The 17,699-nt window shown below is 62.2% G+C and carries 19 protein-coding genes; 12 read left to right on the top strand and 7 right to left on the bottom strand.

Going from position 1 to position 17,699, the window contains the following annotated elements; genetic code table 11:
- Positions 1-2: 2 nt before the first annotated feature.
- Both OSW16_RS20205 and OSW16_RS20200 read right to left on the bottom strand, forming a co-directional pair.
- Positions 3-383 carry a hypothetical protein gene (locus OSW16_RS20205; RefSeq protein ID WP_241806055.1) on the bottom strand — a complete coding sequence of 127 codons (381 nt, stop codon included), beginning with the start codon at positions 381-383 and terminating at the stop codon, positions 3-5.
- Positions 384-493: 110 nt separating this feature from the next.
- Entirely contained in the window at positions 494-1,963 is a 1,470-nt protein-coding gene (locus OSW16_RS20200; RefSeq protein WP_267817973.1) for a right-handed parallel beta-helix repeat-containing protein, read from the bottom strand.
- Positions 1,964-2,208: 245 nt separating this feature from the next.
- On the opposite strand from OSW16_RS20200, the gene OSW16_RS20195 reads away from it, so the two are divergent.
- From OSW16_RS20195 to def, 3 genes are all read left to right on the top strand, one after another.
- The gene (locus tag OSW16_RS20195) at positions 2,209-2,388 is read left to right on the top strand and encodes a CsbD family protein (protein ID WP_267817971.1); all 180 of its coding nucleotides are present in this window, start codon (positions 2,209-2,211) and stop codon (positions 2,386-2,388) included.
- A gap of 154 nt (positions 2,389-2,542) precedes the next feature.
- Positions 2,543-3,496, top strand: coding sequence for a YihY/virulence factor BrkB family protein (locus tag OSW16_RS20190; protein WP_267817969.1), 954 nt, complete (start codon positions 2,543-2,545; stop codon positions 3,494-3,496).
- On the top strand, positions 3,493-4,029 hold the full coding sequence (gene def / locus OSW16_RS20185) for a peptide deformylase (RefSeq protein WP_267817967.1): 537 nt from the start codon (positions 3,493-3,495) through the stop codon (positions 4,027-4,029). Before OSW16_RS20190 ends, def begins: the two co-directional genes overlap by 4 nt.
- On the opposite strand, the gene OSW16_RS20180 is transcribed toward def, so the two are convergent.
- On the bottom strand, positions 3,984-4,433 hold the full coding sequence (locus OSW16_RS20180; RefSeq protein WP_267817965.1) for a GNAT family N-acetyltransferase: 450 nt from the start codon (positions 4,431-4,433) through the stop codon (positions 3,984-3,986). The genes def and OSW16_RS20180 overlap by 46 nt on opposite strands.
- A 276-nt stretch (positions 4,434-4,709) precedes the next feature.
- Here OSW16_RS20180 and OSW16_RS20175 point away from each other — a divergent pair, with 276 nt between their 5' ends.
- Positions 4,710-4,967: a DUF2790 domain-containing protein gene (locus tag OSW16_RS20175; RefSeq protein WP_267817963.1), complete on the top strand. Its 258-nt coding sequence runs from the start codon at positions 4,710-4,712 to the stop codon at positions 4,965-4,967.
- Positions 4,968-5,036: 69 nt separating this feature from the next.
- On the opposite strand, the gene OSW16_RS20170 is transcribed toward OSW16_RS20175, so the two are convergent.
- The gene (locus tag OSW16_RS20170; RefSeq protein ID WP_267824056.1) at positions 5,037-6,395 is read right to left on the bottom strand and encodes a PLP-dependent aminotransferase family protein; all 1,359 of its coding nucleotides are present in this window, start codon (positions 6,393-6,395) and stop codon (positions 5,037-5,039) included.
- Positions 6,396-6,471: 76 nt separating this feature from the next.
- Here OSW16_RS20170 and OSW16_RS20165 point away from each other — a divergent pair, with 76 nt between their 5' ends.
- The 6 genes from OSW16_RS20165 (at position 6,472) to OSW16_RS20140 (ending at position 10,882) form a co-directional block, all read left to right on the top strand.
- Positions 6,472-7,440 carry a threonine dehydratase gene (locus OSW16_RS20165; protein WP_267817961.1) on the top strand — a complete coding sequence of 323 codons (969 nt, stop codon included), beginning with the start codon at positions 6,472-6,474 and terminating at the stop codon, positions 7,438-7,440.
- A 111-nt stretch (positions 7,441-7,551) separates the two neighbouring features.
- The gene (locus OSW16_RS20160) at positions 7,552-8,196 is read left to right on the top strand and encodes a LysE family translocator (RefSeq protein ID WP_267817959.1); all 645 of its coding nucleotides are present in this window, start codon (positions 7,552-7,554) and stop codon (positions 8,194-8,196) included.
- 126 nt (positions 8,197-8,322) lie between these two features.
- Positions 8,323-8,748, top strand: coding sequence for a YybH family protein (locus OSW16_RS20155; RefSeq protein ID WP_241806063.1), 426 nt, complete (start codon positions 8,323-8,325; stop codon positions 8,746-8,748).
- A 44-nt stretch (positions 8,749-8,792) separates the two neighbouring features.
- Entirely contained in the window at positions 8,793-9,137 is a 345-nt protein-coding gene (locus OSW16_RS20150; protein WP_241806064.1) for a YciI family protein, read from the top strand.
- Between the two features lie 21 nt (positions 9,138-9,158).
- A complete protein-coding gene (locus OSW16_RS20145) occupies positions 9,159-9,644 on the top strand; it encodes an SRPBCC family protein (RefSeq protein ID WP_267817955.1) in 486 nt (161 codons plus the stop codon).
- Positions 9,644-10,882: an RNA polymerase sigma factor gene (locus OSW16_RS20140; RefSeq protein WP_267817953.1), complete on the top strand. Its 1,239-nt coding sequence runs from the start codon at positions 9,644-9,646 to the stop codon at positions 10,880-10,882. The genes OSW16_RS20145 and OSW16_RS20140 overlap by 1 nt, the downstream gene beginning before the upstream one ends.
- Positions 10,883-10,922: 40 nt before the next feature.
- Here the strand turns inward: OSW16_RS20140 and OSW16_RS20135 are convergent, their stop codons facing one another.
- Together OSW16_RS20135 and OSW16_RS20130 are read right to left on the bottom strand one after the other, a co-directional pair.
- On the bottom strand, positions 10,923-11,393 hold the full coding sequence (locus OSW16_RS20135) for a MaoC family dehydratase (protein ID WP_012315672.1): 471 nt from the start codon (positions 11,391-11,393) through the stop codon (positions 10,923-10,925).
- Positions 11,394-11,426: 33 nt separating this feature from the next.
- Entirely contained in the window at positions 11,427-12,371 is a 945-nt protein-coding gene (locus OSW16_RS20130; protein ID WP_267817950.1) for an alpha/beta hydrolase, read from the bottom strand.
- A gap of 209 nt (positions 12,372-12,580) precedes the next feature.
- Here OSW16_RS20130 and fadD2 point away from each other — a divergent pair, with 209 nt between their 5' ends.
- A complete protein-coding gene (gene fadD2, locus OSW16_RS20125) occupies positions 12,581-14,269 on the top strand; it encodes a long-chain-fatty-acid--CoA ligase FadD2 (protein WP_267817948.1) in 1,689 nt (562 codons plus the stop codon).
- A 302-nt stretch (positions 14,270-14,571) separates the two neighbouring features.
- Positions 14,572-16,269, top strand: coding sequence for a long-chain-fatty-acid--CoA ligase FadD1 (fadD1, locus tag OSW16_RS20120; protein WP_267817946.1), 1,698 nt, complete (start codon positions 14,572-14,574; stop codon positions 16,267-16,269).
- 99 nt (positions 16,270-16,368) lie between these two features.
- Here fadD1 and OSW16_RS20115 read toward each other — a convergent pair whose 3' ends face one another.
- Positions 16,369-17,676, bottom strand: coding sequence for an NAD(P)/FAD-dependent oxidoreductase (locus tag OSW16_RS20115; protein WP_267817944.1), 1,308 nt, complete (start codon positions 17,674-17,676; stop codon positions 16,369-16,371).
- Positions 17,677-17,699 lie beyond the last annotated feature (23 nt).

The following is a 17,699-nucleotide window of genomic DNA, read 5'->3' as shown; positions in this document are numbered from 1 at the left end:
GGTCAGGCCTGCACGAATGTGCTGAAGTCGAGCTGCTCGCCGCCCGGGCGGGTGTCGCGCAGCAGCGAATCACGGTCGGCGCTCAGCGCCAGGCTGATGGTCGAGCGGCGCTTGCCAGCATTGCGCACTTCCATCTGCTCCTGATGCGCCTTGAGGAAGTTGGTGGGGACCTTCAGGTGCTGCAGTTCGTCGCTTTCAGGGCTGTGCAGCAGCAGGTTGACCCAGTCGGGCTGGCCCTTGCGCAGCAGCGCCACCGGCACTTCGAACCACCACAGGTTGCGTTTGGGGTCGAGGATGGCGAACAGCGTGTTGGCACTGGTCAGCACTGGCTTGGCCAATGCTTCGTTGCGCCGGGCAATGGCGGCGGGTTTGTCGAGTTTCATGCAGGTTCCTGCGGTGTGACGCTATAAAGGGCTGCATTGTGAGGCGTGGCGGATGGCGGAGCAAGGTTTGCGGGCCTCCTCGTCGCGTACCGGCGAGGAGGCCATCGACACTAACGGCGAAGCGGCTGGCTCAGCTCGGAGGTCGCGCCGTCTGCCGTGGTCACGGTGGCGGTGAAGCTGCGCATCCCCTCGGCATTCTCCAGCACCTGGGCAAACTGCGCCTGCCCCTTGGCATCGCTGTTCACCAGCACTTCCCCCAGGTACTGCTCGGCCTCAGTGCCTTGTACCTGGGCATTGCCAAACAGCTCGATCCGCAGCAGGCTCGATGCCGGGCCCTGCACTTCACCGCGCAGCACATTGCCTTCCAGGGCCAGCAGCCGTGGGGCTTGCTGGTTGTGGTTGGGCAACGCCTGGCAGGGCTTGGGCTGGCCCTGGGCATTGCAGATCACGGCCTGGTCCTTTTTCGGCAGCTCTGCACCGACCCCGCGTGAACCTACGTACAGTGCATGGGCCTGGGCTGGCACGCCAAACACGATGGCGCCTGTGCGCTGATCGGGTACGCAGGAGCCGCCAGCTTCGCAGCGGCGGATATCCTGGCTGTTGCCCCAGATCCGGTTACCGGTCAGGCGCGTGGTGGTGACCTCCGGCTCTGGGCGCAGGGCCACGCCGATGCGGTTGCCGTGGATCAGGTTGCCGTCGAGGATATTGCCTTGGCCGGTGACGCTGACCCCGATCGAGTTGCCGCTGAAGGTGTTGGCGCCCAGATAGTTACGGTTGCCCCAGTTGATCTGCAAGCCGTCGGAGTAGTTTTCGAAACGGTTGCGGACCACGCTGTTGTCGTTGCCCAGCAGAATCTCGATGCCTTGGGACGGCTCTGGGTTGGCGCCAGTCGAGCGGAACAGGTTGTCGGCCACCAGGTTGAACGCCGCGCCGCGGGTCAGCTCCAGGCCGTCGCCATTGTCGATCAACTGGTTACGCAGCACCTTGTTGTTCACCGTGGTGGTGGCTGTGGGGTTACCGGCACCGTCATCGCCGGTGAGCATGATGCCGGCACCGCCCTTGTTGGCGACGATGCGGTTGTCTTCGATGACGTTGTGGCTGGCGCGGTTGACCAGAATGCCGATGCAGAAGTTACGCACTTCCAGGCCACTGAGGTGGACGCCCTGGGTGTCGCGCAGCACCAGCCCTGGGTTGGTGGTGGTGCGCACGTTGGTGCCGAACTGGCCGGGCAGGGCGCCGGGGCAGGTACGTACACCCTGGTCCTTGATGTAGCCGGCGCCGTCAATGGCGATGTATTGGCCGTCGCGCGCCCAAGGCAGGCCGGTGATCTGCACCGGGCCTTTGATTTCAGGCAGCGCGCGGGTCGGCCGAATGACGAACGGTGCTTGGCCGACTGCGGCGATGTCGATGCGGTAGTGGCCGGGGTTCTGGTTGCTGGTTTCGATCGCCCAGCGCAGGGTGCCTGGCTGGTCGTCGTCGGCGTAGCGGTCGACCCGCAGGGTTTCGGTGGCCGGTGCGCCAGCGAGCGCAGGCAGGGGAAGCAGCGGCAGCAAAGCTGCGAGCAGGGGCATCAAACGCATGGGTGCAGGGTTCCGTAAGCTGTTGTTTTTATAGGCATGCAGCCGCCATTGGGCTGCTGTTTGCCCGCGATTCTAGGGCAGCAGGCCGGCAATGCGCAGGCGTAGGAAGCCGATTCAGTGCGGTATTCGCCCGCAGATTTACCGCTCAGCTTGCGAGTGCAAAAATGTTTGAAACTCCTGGCGTGGCCGCTGGGTCCACCTTCTGTCGACACGGTTTACGTGTCTCCATTTGCAGGAGATTTGCCATGAGCGGCACCAAAGACAAAATCAAAGGTATGGCCAACGAAGCAGTGGGCAACATCAAGCAAGGTGTTGGCAAAGTCACCGACAATGACAAGCTGCGTGCGGAAGGCAAGGCCCAGGAAGTCAAGGGCGAAGGGCAGCAGATCAAAGGTGACGTCAAGGATGCTGTGAAAAAGCCTTGATCGAAGTATGACCACAGCCCCGTTGCCTGCAGACGGTGATGGGGCTGTCGTTCAAGAGTGCGAATTTTCTTCAAGTCCAGCAGGGAGCAGCACACCAGTCGCGTGGTCTATTAGACTTCCCTGATGTACTGATCAAGCGGCGAAAGGAGACGCTATGATTTTTCCCGACCTGGGTGGCTTGCCCCTTCACCGTATTCTGGTGCGCACCGTCAAGGAGTTCCTTGACGACGAGATGTCCACTTACGCCTCTGCGCTTGCTTACCAGATGCTGTTTTCCTTGTTCCCGTTCCTGCTGTTCCTCATTGCGCTGATCGGCTTCCTGCATTTGCCGGACTTTTTCTCCTGGCTGCGCCTGCAGTCGGAACTGGTATTGCCCCCCCAGGCGTTGGAACAGGTCAACCCCGTCATCGATCAGTTGCAGCAGTCCAAAGGTGGCCTGCTGTCGGTGGGTATCGTCATCGCGTTGTGGACTGCATCTGCAGGCGTACGGCTGATGATGAGTGCCATGAATGCCGCCTATGACGTGCCCGAAGGGCGCCCGGTGTGGAAGCGCATACCGTTGTCGATTTTCTATACCGTCGGCATTGCCGGCATGTTGCTGGCGGCGGCCGCATTGATGGTGCTGGGGCCGCAGGTGATGGAGTGGATCGCCGCGCAGATCGGCATGCAGGAAGTGATCGTCACGGTGTGGACGATCTTGCGTTGGCCGGCAATCATCATCCTGATGATGGTGGCGGTGGCGGTGATCTACTACGTGATGCCCGACGTGAAACAGAAGTTTCGCTTCATCACCCCAGGCTCGGTGCTGGCGGTGGTGGTCTGGATCATCGCCTCGCTGGCTTTCGCTTACTATGTGAAGACTTTCGCCGATTACAATGCCATGTATGGCAGTATCGGTGCGATCATCGTGTTGCTGTTGTATTTCTACATTTCTGCCGCCGTGTTGTTGTTGGGTGCGGAGATGAATGCTGTGATCGAACACATGTCCGCTGAGGGCAAAGACCCTGGCGAAAAGGACTTCGATGGCGATGAACCCAAGCAGACCCTGACCGTGCTCGGCCATGAACACCCTGTCGAGCCCCAGCCCAGCGAGCCGAACCCGCGATGATCCGTGACATCCTCAAGATGGGCGACGAACGCCTGCTGCGCGTCGCTGCACCCGTGCCAGCACACCTGATCGGCAGCGCCGAACTGCAGCAGTTGATCGACGACATGTTCGAAACCATGCGCCATGTCGGCGGCGTGGGGCTGGCCGCACCGCAGGTCGGTATCGACCTGCAACTGGTCATTTTCGGGTTCGAGCGCAGTGAGCGTTACCCGGATGCCGAAGCGGTGCCCCAAACCATTCTTCTCAACCCGGTGATCACTCCGCTGTCCACTGAGATCGAGGAGGGTTGGGAAGGCTGCTTGTCTGTGCCCGGCCTGCGTGGGGTCGTGCCTCGCTACAAGCACATCAGCTATGAGGGCATCGACCCGCAGGGCAATCCGGTCAACCGGGTCGCTGATGGGTTTCATGCCCGCGTGGTCCAGCATGAGTGCGACCACCTGATCGGGCGGCTGTACCCTTCGCGGATTCAGGATTTCGCCAAGTTCGGTTACACCGAGGTGCTGTTCCCTGGCCTGGACGCCAGCGACGATTGACCCTGCACCATCGCTATCAGCCGTTTGCTGCGTTGATAGCGGGCCAGGCGTGACCCCAGCGCTTCAGGCAACACGCTCGCAGGGGAGAAACCCAGGCGGTGGTAAAAGGCTTCGAGGTCCGGGTGGCAGAACAGCCACGTTGGGCCACGCCCTTCGCCCAGTGCTGCGTGGACCAGGCGTGCGGCGACACCTTGGTTTCGCCACGCTGGCGCTACCAGCAGGCCGGTGAGCCACTGGCCACCGGCAACAGCACTCAAGCTCAACCCCGCAATGATTGCGCCGCTGCGCGCCACCCACAACTCACCGTCGCTGGCTGCGCGCATACGCGAGCCATGCTGGCGATAGAAGTGGTCCAGCAGCCGCCGTTCCAGGTCGGTCAGTGGGGTACAAAGGAGTGGAGGCATGGCGTTCCGCTGGCAAACAGCTCTAGCCCAATGATTTCGGGCCATCAAACCGTTTCGCTTTGTCGCAGATTGTTGCAAAAACTGCAAGGGTGAATGTCCGAGTTCGGGGTTCAACTATTCCATGCCGGGAGTAGAATTTGACCTATCCCCCCTGGCAGTACGACACAGCGGGATCGGTACTTCGTGTCATCTTTGCAGTTGATGACAACTTCTCCGCGCCATTGACGGCATATGAAGTCAATCGATCAGCTTGATTGATTCAAAGGCCAAACATCCATGAAACCATTACTGATTCTTGCACTGGTCGGTATGTCCTCGTTCGCCCTTGCCGATGAGGCCAAACCCGCCTCCACCGAGCCTGTGGCCCAGCAGTACGACTATTCCATGAACCTTGACATCAAACGGGTGATCAACCTGTCGACCATCCCCAATGTCTGCGAAGTGGTGCCTGCGACCATGACCTATGAAGACCATCAAGGCCAGGTGCACACCATTCAGTACCGTGCCATGGGCGAAGGTTGCCAGCAGGGTTGATGGTCCTGCGTCAGCGGCCTATTCGCACCGGGCAGCAGCGAACAGGCCGCTTTCGTTACCCTCGGATCATTATCCGGACAGTACCTGCCGTACCACCTCCAGCCCTCGTTTCAGTTCAGCCCGGCTGCTTGCCGCCGACAGGCTGATGCGCACGGCCTGCACCTCGCTCGCGCCAATGGCGAAGACACTCGCCGGGACGACTTCCACACCTTGCTCACGGCACCGCCGTACCACCCCCTCAGCCCCCTGCGGCGTGCCCAGCCACGCGTGGGGTGAAGGCTGGCCTGTGTTGTGCAGCCCATCGGCCAGTAGCCTGCGTGCCAGGCGCCAGCGCTGGCTAAGTTCTGCTTTCTGCCAGGCCAGCCGCCGGGCGGCAGTGCCGTCATCGATCCACTGGCAGGCGACATGCAGGGCCAATGGCGACACGGGCCAGTGGCTGGCCTGGGCGTGCGGGTCGACCTGTGACAGCAACTTCGGGCTGGCCACGATCCAGCCCAGCCTCAAGCCTGCAGCCACCGTCTTGGACAGGCTGCTGATGTAGATCCCCTGATCGCCCAATAATGGGTAATGCGGCGGTCGTCCGCTGAGCGCGCCATAAACATCATCCTCGATCACCAGCAGCCCCAGGCGTTTGACCACCCCAGCGATTGCCTGGCGGCGACCATCATCCATGCAGGCGCCTGTGGGGTTGTGCAGGGTGGGGGTGGTCACCAGCACGCGGGCACCGCTGGCGCGTGCCACCCGGTCCAGGTCATCGGGCCGCAGGCCTTGGTCGTCCAGGGCCACGCCATGCACCGGCAGCCGCAGTTGCCGGCAGGCGGCCTTGATGCCCGGCGCGGTCAGGGCTTCAAGCATCACGGGCTCGCCCGCCTGGCAGAATGACTGCAGTACCAGTGCCAGCGCCTGCTGGGCCCCGCCGCACAGCAACAGTTGGTCCGCCGACAGGGCCAGGCCGCGATTGGCCAGCCAGTGGGCGCCACGGATGCGCCCCAGCAGCAACTGCTCGGGGCCCAGGTAATGATCGAGCAAGCCCTGGTCGCGAGCTTGCAGCAGCTGGCGCAAGCAGTCGTGCAGATCATGATTGTGCGGATCGGCGACTGGCACATTGGTCGACAGGTCGATCAGCGTTTTTTGCCCTTCGCAGTGCTTGAGGCGAAACAAGGTCGCTTCCTTGCTTCCAGCCAGCACATAGGTCCCGCGGCCCACCTCGCCGGCCACCAGGTGGCGGGCGGCGGCTTCACGGTAGGCTTGTTGGGTGGTGCTGGGGTTCAGGCCCAGTTTCCAGGCTAGCCGCCGTTGCGGCGGCAGGCGGTCACCGACCTTGAGCACGCCGCTCTCGATTGCGTTGCCTATTGCATCGACCAAGGCTAGATACCGGGGTTGGTCATCATCGACGAGCTGCGGGATCCACACGAAATTGCTACCCATGCAATATAAGGTTGTACCCATACAATGCCCGTCGCTTAGGATCGGATCAACTACACACCGAGAAGGGATGATCGCCATGTTCGACCTCGCCGCCCTGCGCGAAGCCGCCGATTACGTTCACCAACACGTACCCGCCACCCCCCAGCACGCCTGGCCGTTGCTGGCTGAGCGGCTGGGCTGCAAGGTGTGGGTGAAGCACGAAAATCACGCACCTACCGGGGCCTTCAAGGTCCGGGGCGGGCTGGTGTATGTGGGCTCGCTGCTGGCCGGCGGCAATCCACCCCGCGGGCTGGTGACCGCGACACGTGGCAACCACGGGCAAAGCATGGCCCTGGCGGCGCGGCAGGCAGGTATTGCGTTGGTCATCGTAGTGCCTGAGGGCAACTCCTCAGAGAAGAACGCTGCCATGCGCTCGCTGGGCGCCGAGTTGGTCGAGTATGGTGTGGACTTCGATGTGGCCCGTGAGGAAGCGGCGCGGCTGGCTGAAGAATTGGGTTATGCCATGGTGCCTTCGTTTCACCCGGAGTTGGTGCGCGGCGTGGCCACTTATGCCCTGGAGCTGTTTGAGGCTGTGCGTGATCTGGACTGCGTTTACGTGCCGATCGGCATGGGGTCAGGCATTTGCGGGCTGATCCAGGCGCGTAACCTGCTAGGTTTGAGTACCCAGATCGTCGGCGTGGTGTCCAGTGCCGCCGATGCCCATGCACAAAGCTTCGAGCAGGGTCGTATCGTCACCACCGCTACTGCTGAAACCTTCGCCGATGGCATGGCTTGCCGGGTACCCCATCCACAAGCCTTTGCCCTGGTGCACGAACATGCTGCGCGGATCGTGCGGGTCACCGACAGTGAGGTCGCCGAGGCCATGCGGGTTTACCACGAGGCTACGCACAACACTGCCGAAGGTGCAGGCGCTGCAGCGCTGGCCGCGTTGATGCAAGAGCGCGAACGGCAGGCCGGCAAGCGTGTGGCGGTGGTGTTGAGCGGGGCGAACGTGGACCGGGGCCGGTATGCGCAGATTCTCACGGGTAGTGAAGGTTTTGAATGATTCTTTTGCCATGAGTGCCAGCTGGGTTTGACAGCCTTGTTGTGATGGGAACCTGATGCAACCTACTCGTGGTAGGCTCTACGGCGCTCATCAGCGGCCATCGAGTACCCCATGCCTTTCTCCAACGGTTTTCTCCTCAGCCTGTCCTTGTGCCTGGATATCGGTGTGGCCAATATCGCCATGATCACCTTGGCCATGCAGCGCGGTTTCCTGCAAGGCTTCTGGCTCGGCCTGGGGACGTGCGTCGGTGACCTGGTGTACGCAATCGCAGCGCTGGCCGGCATGACCGTGTTGCTGCAGTTCGAGAGCGTGCGCTGGGCCTTGTGGCTGGGTGGTTCGGCGCTGCTGGTGTGGTTCGCCCTGAAGATGCTGCTGGCGGCCTGGCGCGGTGGGCACATGCAAGTGCGTAGCGAGGCGGTGGCGGAATCGGCCTGGCGCGAGTTCATGCGCGGTATCTTCCTGGCCATGTCGTCGCCCACCGCCATTTTGTGGTTCGCCGCTGTCGGTGGCGTGCTGATATCCCGCTCCGGTGGCGGTAGCGTGCTGGAGGCCGGCTTGTTTCTTGGCGGCTTTTTCGCCGCAGGGCTGGTCTGGTGCCTGAGCCTGTGCGGCATCGCCAGCCATGGTGGGCGCCTGCTCGGTGACCGTTTGCTGACCTGGTCGTACCTGCTTTCGGCGGCGATTTTCTGCTATTTCGCGGTGTACGTGATCGTTTCAGGTTATCGCGAATTCATACTGGCCAGCCCGGCGGTGTAGGCGGCTACTGGGGGGCAACCACGCTCTTCAGCCTTTTTTCTGCCTGTTGTCGATTTGCTGCGCTCCCGTTCGACCAGTGGTGAAGGCGCCGAGTACCGGCGCCACCAGCACGTCGGAGAGCTCCTCATGAATACCCAGGCCGAAAGCGAAATCCGTGAACTGATCGAGCGCTGGATGCAAGCGGTGCGCGATCGTGACATCCCAGCAATCACCGCCCCCTATGCCGACGACATCGTCGCCTTCGATGCGATCAAGCAATTGCAGTTCAAGGGCAAGGCCACGTACCAGGCCCATTGGGAATTGTGCATGGGCTTTTGCACCGGCCCGATGATTTTCGAATTGGCCGAACTCACGGTATACGCCGATGGCGACTTGGGCCTGGCCCATTGGCTCAACCGCTGCGGCCCGTCGGACGACGAAAGCCAGTGCGGTTTCATGCGTGTCACCGTGGGCTATCGCAAGGCCGCCGGCCAGTGGCGGGTCATCCACGAACATTGGTCGGCGCCTTTCGATATGGAAACCCAGAAAGCGCTGTTCGATCTCAAACCCTGATCCGCTATCGCCAAACGCACGTTGCCAATGCCGTGGAGATCACCATGAAATACCTGTGCCTGGTCTATTGTGACGAGGGGCTGCTGCACAGCCTGCCCGACAGCCCCGAAGACGCCGAATGCATGGCTTACGCCGAGTCGCTGCAGCGCTGTGGGCGCATGCTCGCGGCCGAGGCGCTGAAACCGGTGCAGACCGCAACCACGGTGCGCGTGCGCAGTGGCCACATGAGCCTGACCGATGGCCCGTTCGCCGAGACCAAAGAGCAGCTCGCGGGTTTTTACCTGGTCGATGCCCGCGATCTCAACGAGGCATTGAACATTGCCAAAGGCATCCCGGCAGCACGGGTCGGCAGCGTTGAAGTGAGGCCCGTGCGCGACCTGCAACCCTGACCGCAATGGAGAACAACAAGAATGAGCCTTGCCCAACCTGCGCAAGCGCAGCACGAGTTGTCCATCAGCCGCCTGATCGACGCCCCGCCCACCAAGGTGTTTCGTGCCTGGACCGAACCCCGGTGGCTGATGCAGTGGTGGGGGCCGCACGGCATGACCACGCCGGAATGTGAAATGCAGCTCTGGGTCGGCGGCCTGTTTCGTACCTTGATGCGCGCGCCCGACGGTACCGAGTACCCCACCCAGGGTGTGTTCCTGGAGATTGCCGCGCCACGTCGGCTGGTGTTCACCGATGCGTTCGGGCCAGGCTGGGTGCCGTCTGCCAAAGCCTTCATGACCGCAGTGGTGACGTTTGACGAGGAACATGGCAAGACCCGCTATACCGCTCGGGCCTGGCACTGGAGCGCTGCCGACTGCACGGCCCATGAAGAAATGGGGTTTCACCAGGGGTGGGGAGAAAGCCTGGACCGCCTGGTGGAGGTGGTGACCCAGCGGATGCCGGACTGATGGCAACGCTGTTGCAGGTGCGCGCTGAAATCGAGGCGGTTTACCGCCGGGACTCACGGCGTATCCTGGCCACGCTGATCCGCCTGCTGGGGGATTTCGACCTGGCAGAGGAGGCCATGCATGATGCCTTCTTCATTGCCGTCGAGCGCTGGCAACGCGACGGTATCCCGCAAAATCCACGTGCATGGCTGGTATCGACCGGCCGTTTCAAGGCCATTGACGCGGTGCGGCGCCGCGCGCGTTTCGACCGTTCCCAGGCTGACCTGATCATGCTCATCGAGGGCCAGGGGCCAGACCCCAGTGAAGAGGCGCTGCTCGCCGATGATCGCCTGCGGCTGATTTTCACATGTTGCCACCCGGCCCTGGCTGCCGATGCGCAGGTGCCGTTGACCCTGCGCGAAGTCTGTGACCTGACCACCGAGCAGATCGCCCGTGCCTTCCTGCAGAGCCCGGCGACCATCGCCCAACGCATCGTGCGCGCCAAGGCCAAGATCCGCGATGCACGCATCCCTTACCAGGTGCCGGAGCTGAACGAATTGCCTGAGCGCCTGGAAAGCGTGTTGCGGGTGATTTACCTGGTGTTCAACGAAGGCTATTCGGCGTCTTCGGGCGAGGCTTTGTTGCAGCAGGCGTTAAGTGACGAAGCGATTCGGCTGGGCCGCTTGCTGGTGCAGTTGCTACCGGACCCGGAGGCGGTCGGGTTGCTGGCGCTGATGTTGCTGCAGGTCTCACGCCAGCGAGCACGGTGCGATGCCGAGGGCAATCTGGTGCTGCTCGACCAGCAGGATCGAAGCCTGTGGGACAGTGCGCAAATCAATGAAGGTTGTGAACTGGTGCAGCGGGCGTTGCGCAGCCGGGCGTTCGGTGCCTACACGGTGCAGGCGGCCATTGCAGCGGTGCATGCGCAGGCCAGGAGCGCCAGTGAAACGGACTGGGCACAGATTGTCGGCCTTTACGATGTGCTGCAGCGGCAATGGCCGTCACCAGTGGTGGCGCTCAACCGAGCGGTGGCACTGGCCAAACGGGATGGGCCGCAGGCGGGGTTGGTGGAGGTTGAAACGATCCTGGCGACGGGTGAGTTGCGCGACTACCACCTGGCGCATGCGGCAAGGGCGGAGCTGCATTGCCAGTTGGGGCAGGTTGAAAAGGCCCGTGCGGCCTGGCGGCAGGCGCTGGACTTGACGCGTCAGGCGCCGGAGCGGCGGCATATCGAGGGCAAGCTCAAGGCGTTGGAATGACCCGGCAGCACCGGCCCTGTCGCCGGTACTGCCTGAATGATCAGCTGGCGACGAAGTTCGGCGGCGATACCAGCTCTACCGTCTGCTGCTTGCGCGGCGCCAGGATCTCTGCCTCGCCCTCTACCACCAGCTCATCGTTCTGGTTGTACACGTTGGTGGCGATACGCACTTTGAATTTGGGCAGCTTTTCGAGGATTTCCAGGCGTACGGTCAAGGTATCGCCGATTTTCACCGGCTTCTGGAAGCTCATCTTCTGGCCCAGGTAGATGGTCCCGGGGCCGGGCAGGGTGCAGGCCACTGCCGCGCTGATCAGCGCGCCGCTGAACATGCCATGGGCGATGCGCTCACGGAACATGCTCTTGGCTGCGAATTCGGCATCCAGGTGCACCGGGTTGTGGTCACCGGACATCGCGGCGAACAGCTGGATGTCACGTTCTTCCACAGACTTTTCGTAACTGGCCTTCTGGCCGACTTCTAGAGCTTCGTAAGGCGTGTTGGTGACCTGGGTCATTGGCGCTTCCTTGATGGGCGGACAAGGCCGTTATCATTCACTGCGGGCAGGGCGGCCAAGGGCCAGCGCCTGTTCCAGCCACGCGAGGATATCGGCGGTGACCTCGTCCCGGTTGAGTTCATTGAGCACTTCGTGGCGCGCCTTCGGGTAGACGCGCAGTTGTACATGTCGATTGCCGGTCGCGCGCAGGGCGTCGGCCAGATGGGTGAGACGCTTGCCGGCACTCACCGGATCACATTCACCGCCAATCACCAGCAACGGCAGGTTCGGATCGATCTGCGCAAGGTTCTTCGCCTGGCTGATCTGCGCCAGGCCGAGCAGCAAGTCTAGCCACAACTGGTTGCTGCAGCGAAAACCGCACAAAGGGTCGCTGACGTACCTGTCCACCTCGTCAGGGTCGCGGCTGAGCCAGTCGAAGGGTGTGCGGTTGGGTTTGAATGCTTTGTTGAACGAACCGAACGAAAGCCACTCGATCAGCGCACTCTTGCCTTGCGGCCCTTGGCGCCAGGCCTCCAGCCGGGCGATCAGGCGCGCCAGGCGATACAGCGCCGGCGGCTGGAAATTGGAGCCACTGAGGATCGCCCCGTGCACGCTGCCGCTGTGGTGCATCAGGTAGGCCTGGGCGATGTAGCTGCCCATGCTGTGGCCGAACAGGAACAGGGGTGTGCAGGGGAACTGCTGGCCGATGTGCTGGGTGAGCAGGGCCAGGTCGTTGACCACGGCATTCCAGCCATGTTGCCGGGCGAACAGGCCGAGGCTGCCCTGTTCGGCGGTACGCCCGTGGCCGCGCAGGTCTGCAGCCAGCAGCGCATAGCCGGCAGCGCTCAGCGCCTGGCCCAGGTGCTGGTAGCGCCCGCCGTGTTCGGCCATGCCATGGGCCAGCAGCACCACCGCCTTGACCGGGGTAGCCGGCAGCCATTGGTGCACGTAGAGGTTGCAATGCTCGCTGGCCGGCAGCCAAAAGGCGTCGTATGGCATGGCGTATCCTTTGCACTGGGGTACGAGCACAGAGTATGCGCAAGCGGCCGGATTGCAGGAAGGGCACAAATAAGATTCACAATGTTAATGGCGGCCCTTGGCTTATATGCCACCTCTGGCTTACCTGCTAACGTCGGTTGAACGCCTTTTTGCCATCAGGCAAAGGGATTACAGGCTAAGAGCGGGTTCAGGCAGAGGAACAATAATAAATGCAAGCCGACTTCTGGAATGACAAGCGCCCGGCGGGCGTGCCTTCCACCATCGATATCCATGCGTATAGCTCGGTCGTCGAGGTTTTCGAGCGCTCCTGCAAGCGCTTCGCTGACCGCCCGGCGTTCAGCAACCTGGGCAAGACCCTGACCTATGGCGAACTCGACCGCCTGTCGGCGGCCTTTGCTGCCTGGCTGCAGCAGCACACCGACCTGGTGCCGGGTGACCGCATCGCCGTACAGATGCCCAACGTGCTGCAGTATCCCATTGCGGTGTTCGGTGCCCTGCGCGCCGGGCTGATCGTGGTCAACACCAACCCGCTGTACACCGAGCGTGAAATGCGCCACCAGTTCAAAGACGCCGGTGCCCGCGCCCTGGTCTACCTGAACATGTTCGGCAAGCGGGTCCAGGAGGTGTTGCCCGATACCGGCATCCAATACCTGATCGAGGCGAAGATGGGCGACCTGTTGCCTACGGCCAAGGGCTGGTTGATCAACACCGTGGTCGACAAGGTCAAGAAAATGGTCCCGGCCTATCATCTGCCGCAGGCCATGTCGTTCAAGCAGGCACTGCGCCAGGGCGCGGCGCTGAGCCACAAACCGGTAACGCTGAGCCTCGACGACATCGCCGTGCTGCAGTACACCGGCGGCACCACGGGCCTGGCCAAGGGCGCCATGCTCACCCACGGCAACCTGGTGGCCAACATGCTGCAGGTGCTGGCGTGCTTTTCGCAGCATGGCCCGGACGGGCAGAAGCTGATCAAGGAAGGCCAGGAGGTGATGATCGCGCCGCTGCCGCTGTACCACATCTATGCCTTTACCGCGAACTGCATGTGCATGATGGTCACCGGCAACCATAACGTGTTGATCACCAACCCGCGCGATATCCCTGGCTTCATCAAGGAACTGGGCAAATGGCGGTTCACCGCACTGCTGGGGCTTAACACCCTGTTCGTGGCGCTGATGGATCACCCGGGCTTCCGCCAGCTGGATTTCTCGGCGCTCAAGGTGACCAACTCTGGCGGTACGGCGCTGGTCAAAGCCACCGCCGAACGTTGGGAGAGCCTGACCGGCTGCCGCATTGTCGAGGGCTACGGCCTGACAGAAACGTCGCCAGTGGCCAGCACCAACCCTTATGGCGAGCTGGCACGCCTGGGTACCGTGGGCATACCGGTGGCAGACACCGCGTTCAAGGTGATCGACGATGAGGGCAATGAACTGCCGTTGGGCGAGCGGGGCGAGTTGTGTATCAAGGGCCCGCAGGTGATGAAGGGGTACTGGCAGCAACCCGAGGCGACGGCGCAGACCCTGGATGCCGATGGCTGGCTGAAGACCGGCGACATTGCCGTGATCGACCCGGACGGCTTCACGCGTATCGTCGACCGCAAGAAGGACATGATCATCGTCTCTGGCTTCAACGTGTACCCCAACGAGATCGAGGACGTGATCATGGGCCACCCGAAAGTGGCCAACTGCGCCGCCATCGGCGTGCCGGACGAGCGTTCGGGGGAGGCCGTGAAACTGTTCGTGGTGCCCCGTGAGGGTGGCCTGAGCGTCGATGAGCTGAAGGCCTACTGCAAGGCCAACTTCACAGGTTACAAAGTGCCCAAGCACATCGTGCTGCGTGAGTCGTTGCCGATGACACCGGTGGGCAAGATCCTGCGTCGCGAGCTGCGCGACATCGCCTAGGGAGCTGCAAGCTTCAAGCTTCAAGCTGCAAGCTGCAAGCGGGGCGCGCATGGCTCTAGCTTGCAGCTTGCGGCTTGAAGCTCGCCACTTTAAGTCAAATACTCTAAAAATGACTTGTATCGTTCATTGAGTCATTTTTGTGACCATAAGGCCCGATTTGGCCTCTAGGCGACCCTTTGCAAAGCTGTTACTCTCGGCCCGCTTTCAGATGATTCGGTTTGCAACGAACCGCCATCTCATATCAATAATAAACGCATCGACGCGTAAATCGAACTTCGCTGTTGCTGAAGGAGTGGGCTTCCATGATCGACCATTTTTGGAAGGATAAATACCCAGCCGGGATTACGGCGGAAATCAATCCTGACGAATTTCCCAATATCCAGGCGGTACTCAAGCAATCCTGCCAACGCTTTGCCGATAAACCGGCCTTTAGCAACCTGGGCAAGACCATCACCTACGGCGAGTTGTATGCCCTGTCGGGCGCTTTTGCGGCCTGGCTGCAGCAGCACACCGACCTCAAGCCGGGTGATCGCATTGCCGTGCAGCTGCCGAATGTCCTGCAGTACCCGGTAGCAGTGTTTGGCGCCATGCGCGCCGGGCTGATCGTGGTCAACACCAACCCGCTTTACACCGCACGGGAGATGGAACACCAGTTCAACGACTCCGGTGCCAAGGCCCTGGTGTGCCTGGCCAACATGGCTCACCTGGCCGAGAAGGTGGTACCCAAGACCCAGGTCAGGCATGTGATCGTCACCGAAGTGGCCGACCTGTTGCCACCGCTCAAGCGCCTGCTGATCAACAGCGTGGTCAAGTACGTGAAGAAGATGGTGCCGGCCTACAACCTGCCGAACGCCGTGCGCTTCAACGATGCCCTGGCGCGGGGCAAGGGCCAGCCGGTGGTCGAGGCCAACCCGCAAGCCAATGATGTTGCCGTGCTGCAGTACACCGGCGGTACCACCGGTGTGGCCAAGGGCGCAATGCTGACGCACCGCAACCTGGTGGCCAACATGCTGCAGTGCCGGGCGCTGATGGGGTCGAACCTGCATGAAGGTTGCGAGATCCTCATCACCCCGCTGCCGCTGTACCACATCTATGCCTTTACCTTCCATTGCATGGCGATGATGCTGATCGGCAACCACAACGTGCTGATCAGCAACCCGCGTGACTTGCCGGCAATGGTCAAGGAACTGGGCAAGTGGAAGTTCAGCGGCTTCGTCGGCCTCAACACCCTGTTCGTTGCCCTGTGCAACAACGAGGCGTTCCGTGCGCTGGACTTCTCGGCGTTGAAGATCACCCTGTCCGGTGGCATGGCGCTGCAACTGAGTGTGGCCGAGCGCTGGAAAACCGTCACCGGTTGCGCCATTTGCGAAGGCTATGGCATGACCGAGACCAGCCCGGTTGCGGCGGTCAATCCGGCCGAAGCCAACCAGGTCGGTACCATCGGTATCCCGGTGCCCTCGACCCTGTGCAAGGTCATCGATGACAGTGGCAGCGAACTGCCGTTGGGCGAGGTGGGCGAGCTGTGCGTCAAGGGGCCGCAGGTGATGAAGGGCTACTGGCAGCGTGAAGAGGCCACCGCCGAGATCCTCGACAGTGACGGCTGGCTCAAGACCGGGGACATTGCCCTGATCCAGCCCGATGGCTACATGCGCATCGTCGATCGCAAGAAGGACATGATCCTGGTCTCGGGCTTCAACGTGTATCCCAACGAGCTGGAGGACGTACTGGCTGCCCTGCCGGGCGTACTGCAGTGCGCTGCGATCGGTGTGCCGGACGAAAAGTCGGGCGAATTGATCAAGGTGTTCATTGTGGTCAAGCCGGGCATGACCATCACCAAGGAGCAGGTGATGGAGCACATGCGCGCCAACGTCACCGGCTACAAGGTGCCGCGTTACATCGAGTTCCGCGATGCGTTGCCAACCACCAACGTGGGCAAGATCCTGCGCCGCGAGTTGCGTGATGAAGAGCTGAAGAAGCAGGGCCTGAAGAAGATCGCCTGATCCTCACCAACGCCCGGCAATATCCGCATCACACTGGAAATCCGGGGCCGCTTCGCGGCCCCTTTCGCGACATCCCGCCGCGCCTGCCGGGGAGTGCAATCAGCGCAGTTTTTCCAGCATCTGGTAGTACCACATCCCCGCCGCCAACAGCGGATTGCCCAGCAGGTCCCCCATCGGCACCGTGATGTGCTTGCACCCGGCAAAGGTATCGAACTTCTCCAACGTACCGGTCAGCGCCTCGGCCATGATTTCGCCCATGATGTGGCTGGTGGCGATGCCGTGCCCCGAATAGCCCTGGCAGTACCAGACGTTGTCCGAAAGCTTGCCCAGTTGCGGTATGCGATTGACCACGATCCCCATCGCGCAACTCCACTGGAACTCGATCGGCACCCCTTTGAGGGCCGGGAAGGTGCGCTCGATGCATGGGCGCAGCTCACCTGCGATATCACGTGAATCCTTGCCTGAATAGTTGGCGCCGCCGCCGAACAGCAGGCGTTTGTCGGCAGTGAGGCGATAGTAGTCGAGCACGAAACGGCAGTCGTACACCGCCAGGTCCTGGGGGTTGATCTGTTCGGCCAGTTCGCCCAGCGGCGCGGTGGTGACGATGCCGCCCATGGCGGGGAAGATCTTGCCCTTGAGCTGACGCTTTTCCAGCTTGTGGTAAACGTCGCCGGCCAGCATCACCTGGCGTGCTTCGATTCGGCCTTGGGCAGTGACCACTGCAGGGCGCGGGCCGTGCACGATGTCCAGCACCTCGGAGTTCTCGAAGATCAGCGCGCCCAAGGCGTGCGCGGCACGCGCTTCGCCCAGGCACAGGTTGAGCGGATGCAGGTGCAAGTTGCGCAGGTTCTTCAGGGCGCCCAGGTACAACGGGCTTTGCAGATGTTCGGCAACCGCGTTGCGGTCGAGCATCTGCACCTGGTCGCCCATGCCGCGGCGATGCGCCTGGGCTTCGAAGGCGCGCAGTTCGTTGAGGTGTGACGGTTTCATCGCTGCATGCAGGTGGCCGCGCTTGAGGTCACAGTCGATGCCATAGCGCTCGATCCGCTGCTCGATGATCTGGTGCCCGCGCCAGCGCAAGTGCCAGATAAAGTCATCCACCTCGCTGCCCAGGCGGTCGCGCATCTGCGTGCGCATGGCCTCGTCGCCCGAGAGGCTGCCGGTGACCTGTCCGCCGTTGCGGCCGCTGGCGCCCCAGCCGATGCGGTTGGTTTCCACCACCGCCACTTTCAGGCCGCGCTCGGCCAGCTCCACGGCGGTGGCCACGCCGGTGAAACCGCCGCCGATAATCGCCACGTCCACCTGCACAGTGCCCTTGAGCTGCGGGTACTGCGTATGGTCGTTGAGCGAGGCACTGTAATAGGAGGGCGCGCGCTGGGCCGGGCCGTTGTTCACTGCTGCGTTCATGGGTGTTCCTTATTTTGAATAGG

The sequence above is a fragment of the Pseudomonas putida genome (assembly GCF_026625125.1).
In the GTDB taxonomy this organism is placed as follows: domain Bacteria; phylum Pseudomonadota; class Gammaproteobacteria; order Pseudomonadales; family Pseudomonadaceae; genus Aquipseudomonas; species Aquipseudomonas putida_X.
The sequence above is the reverse complement of the archived record's forward strand: the minus strand, read 5'-3'. Positions and strand labels throughout refer to the sequence as shown.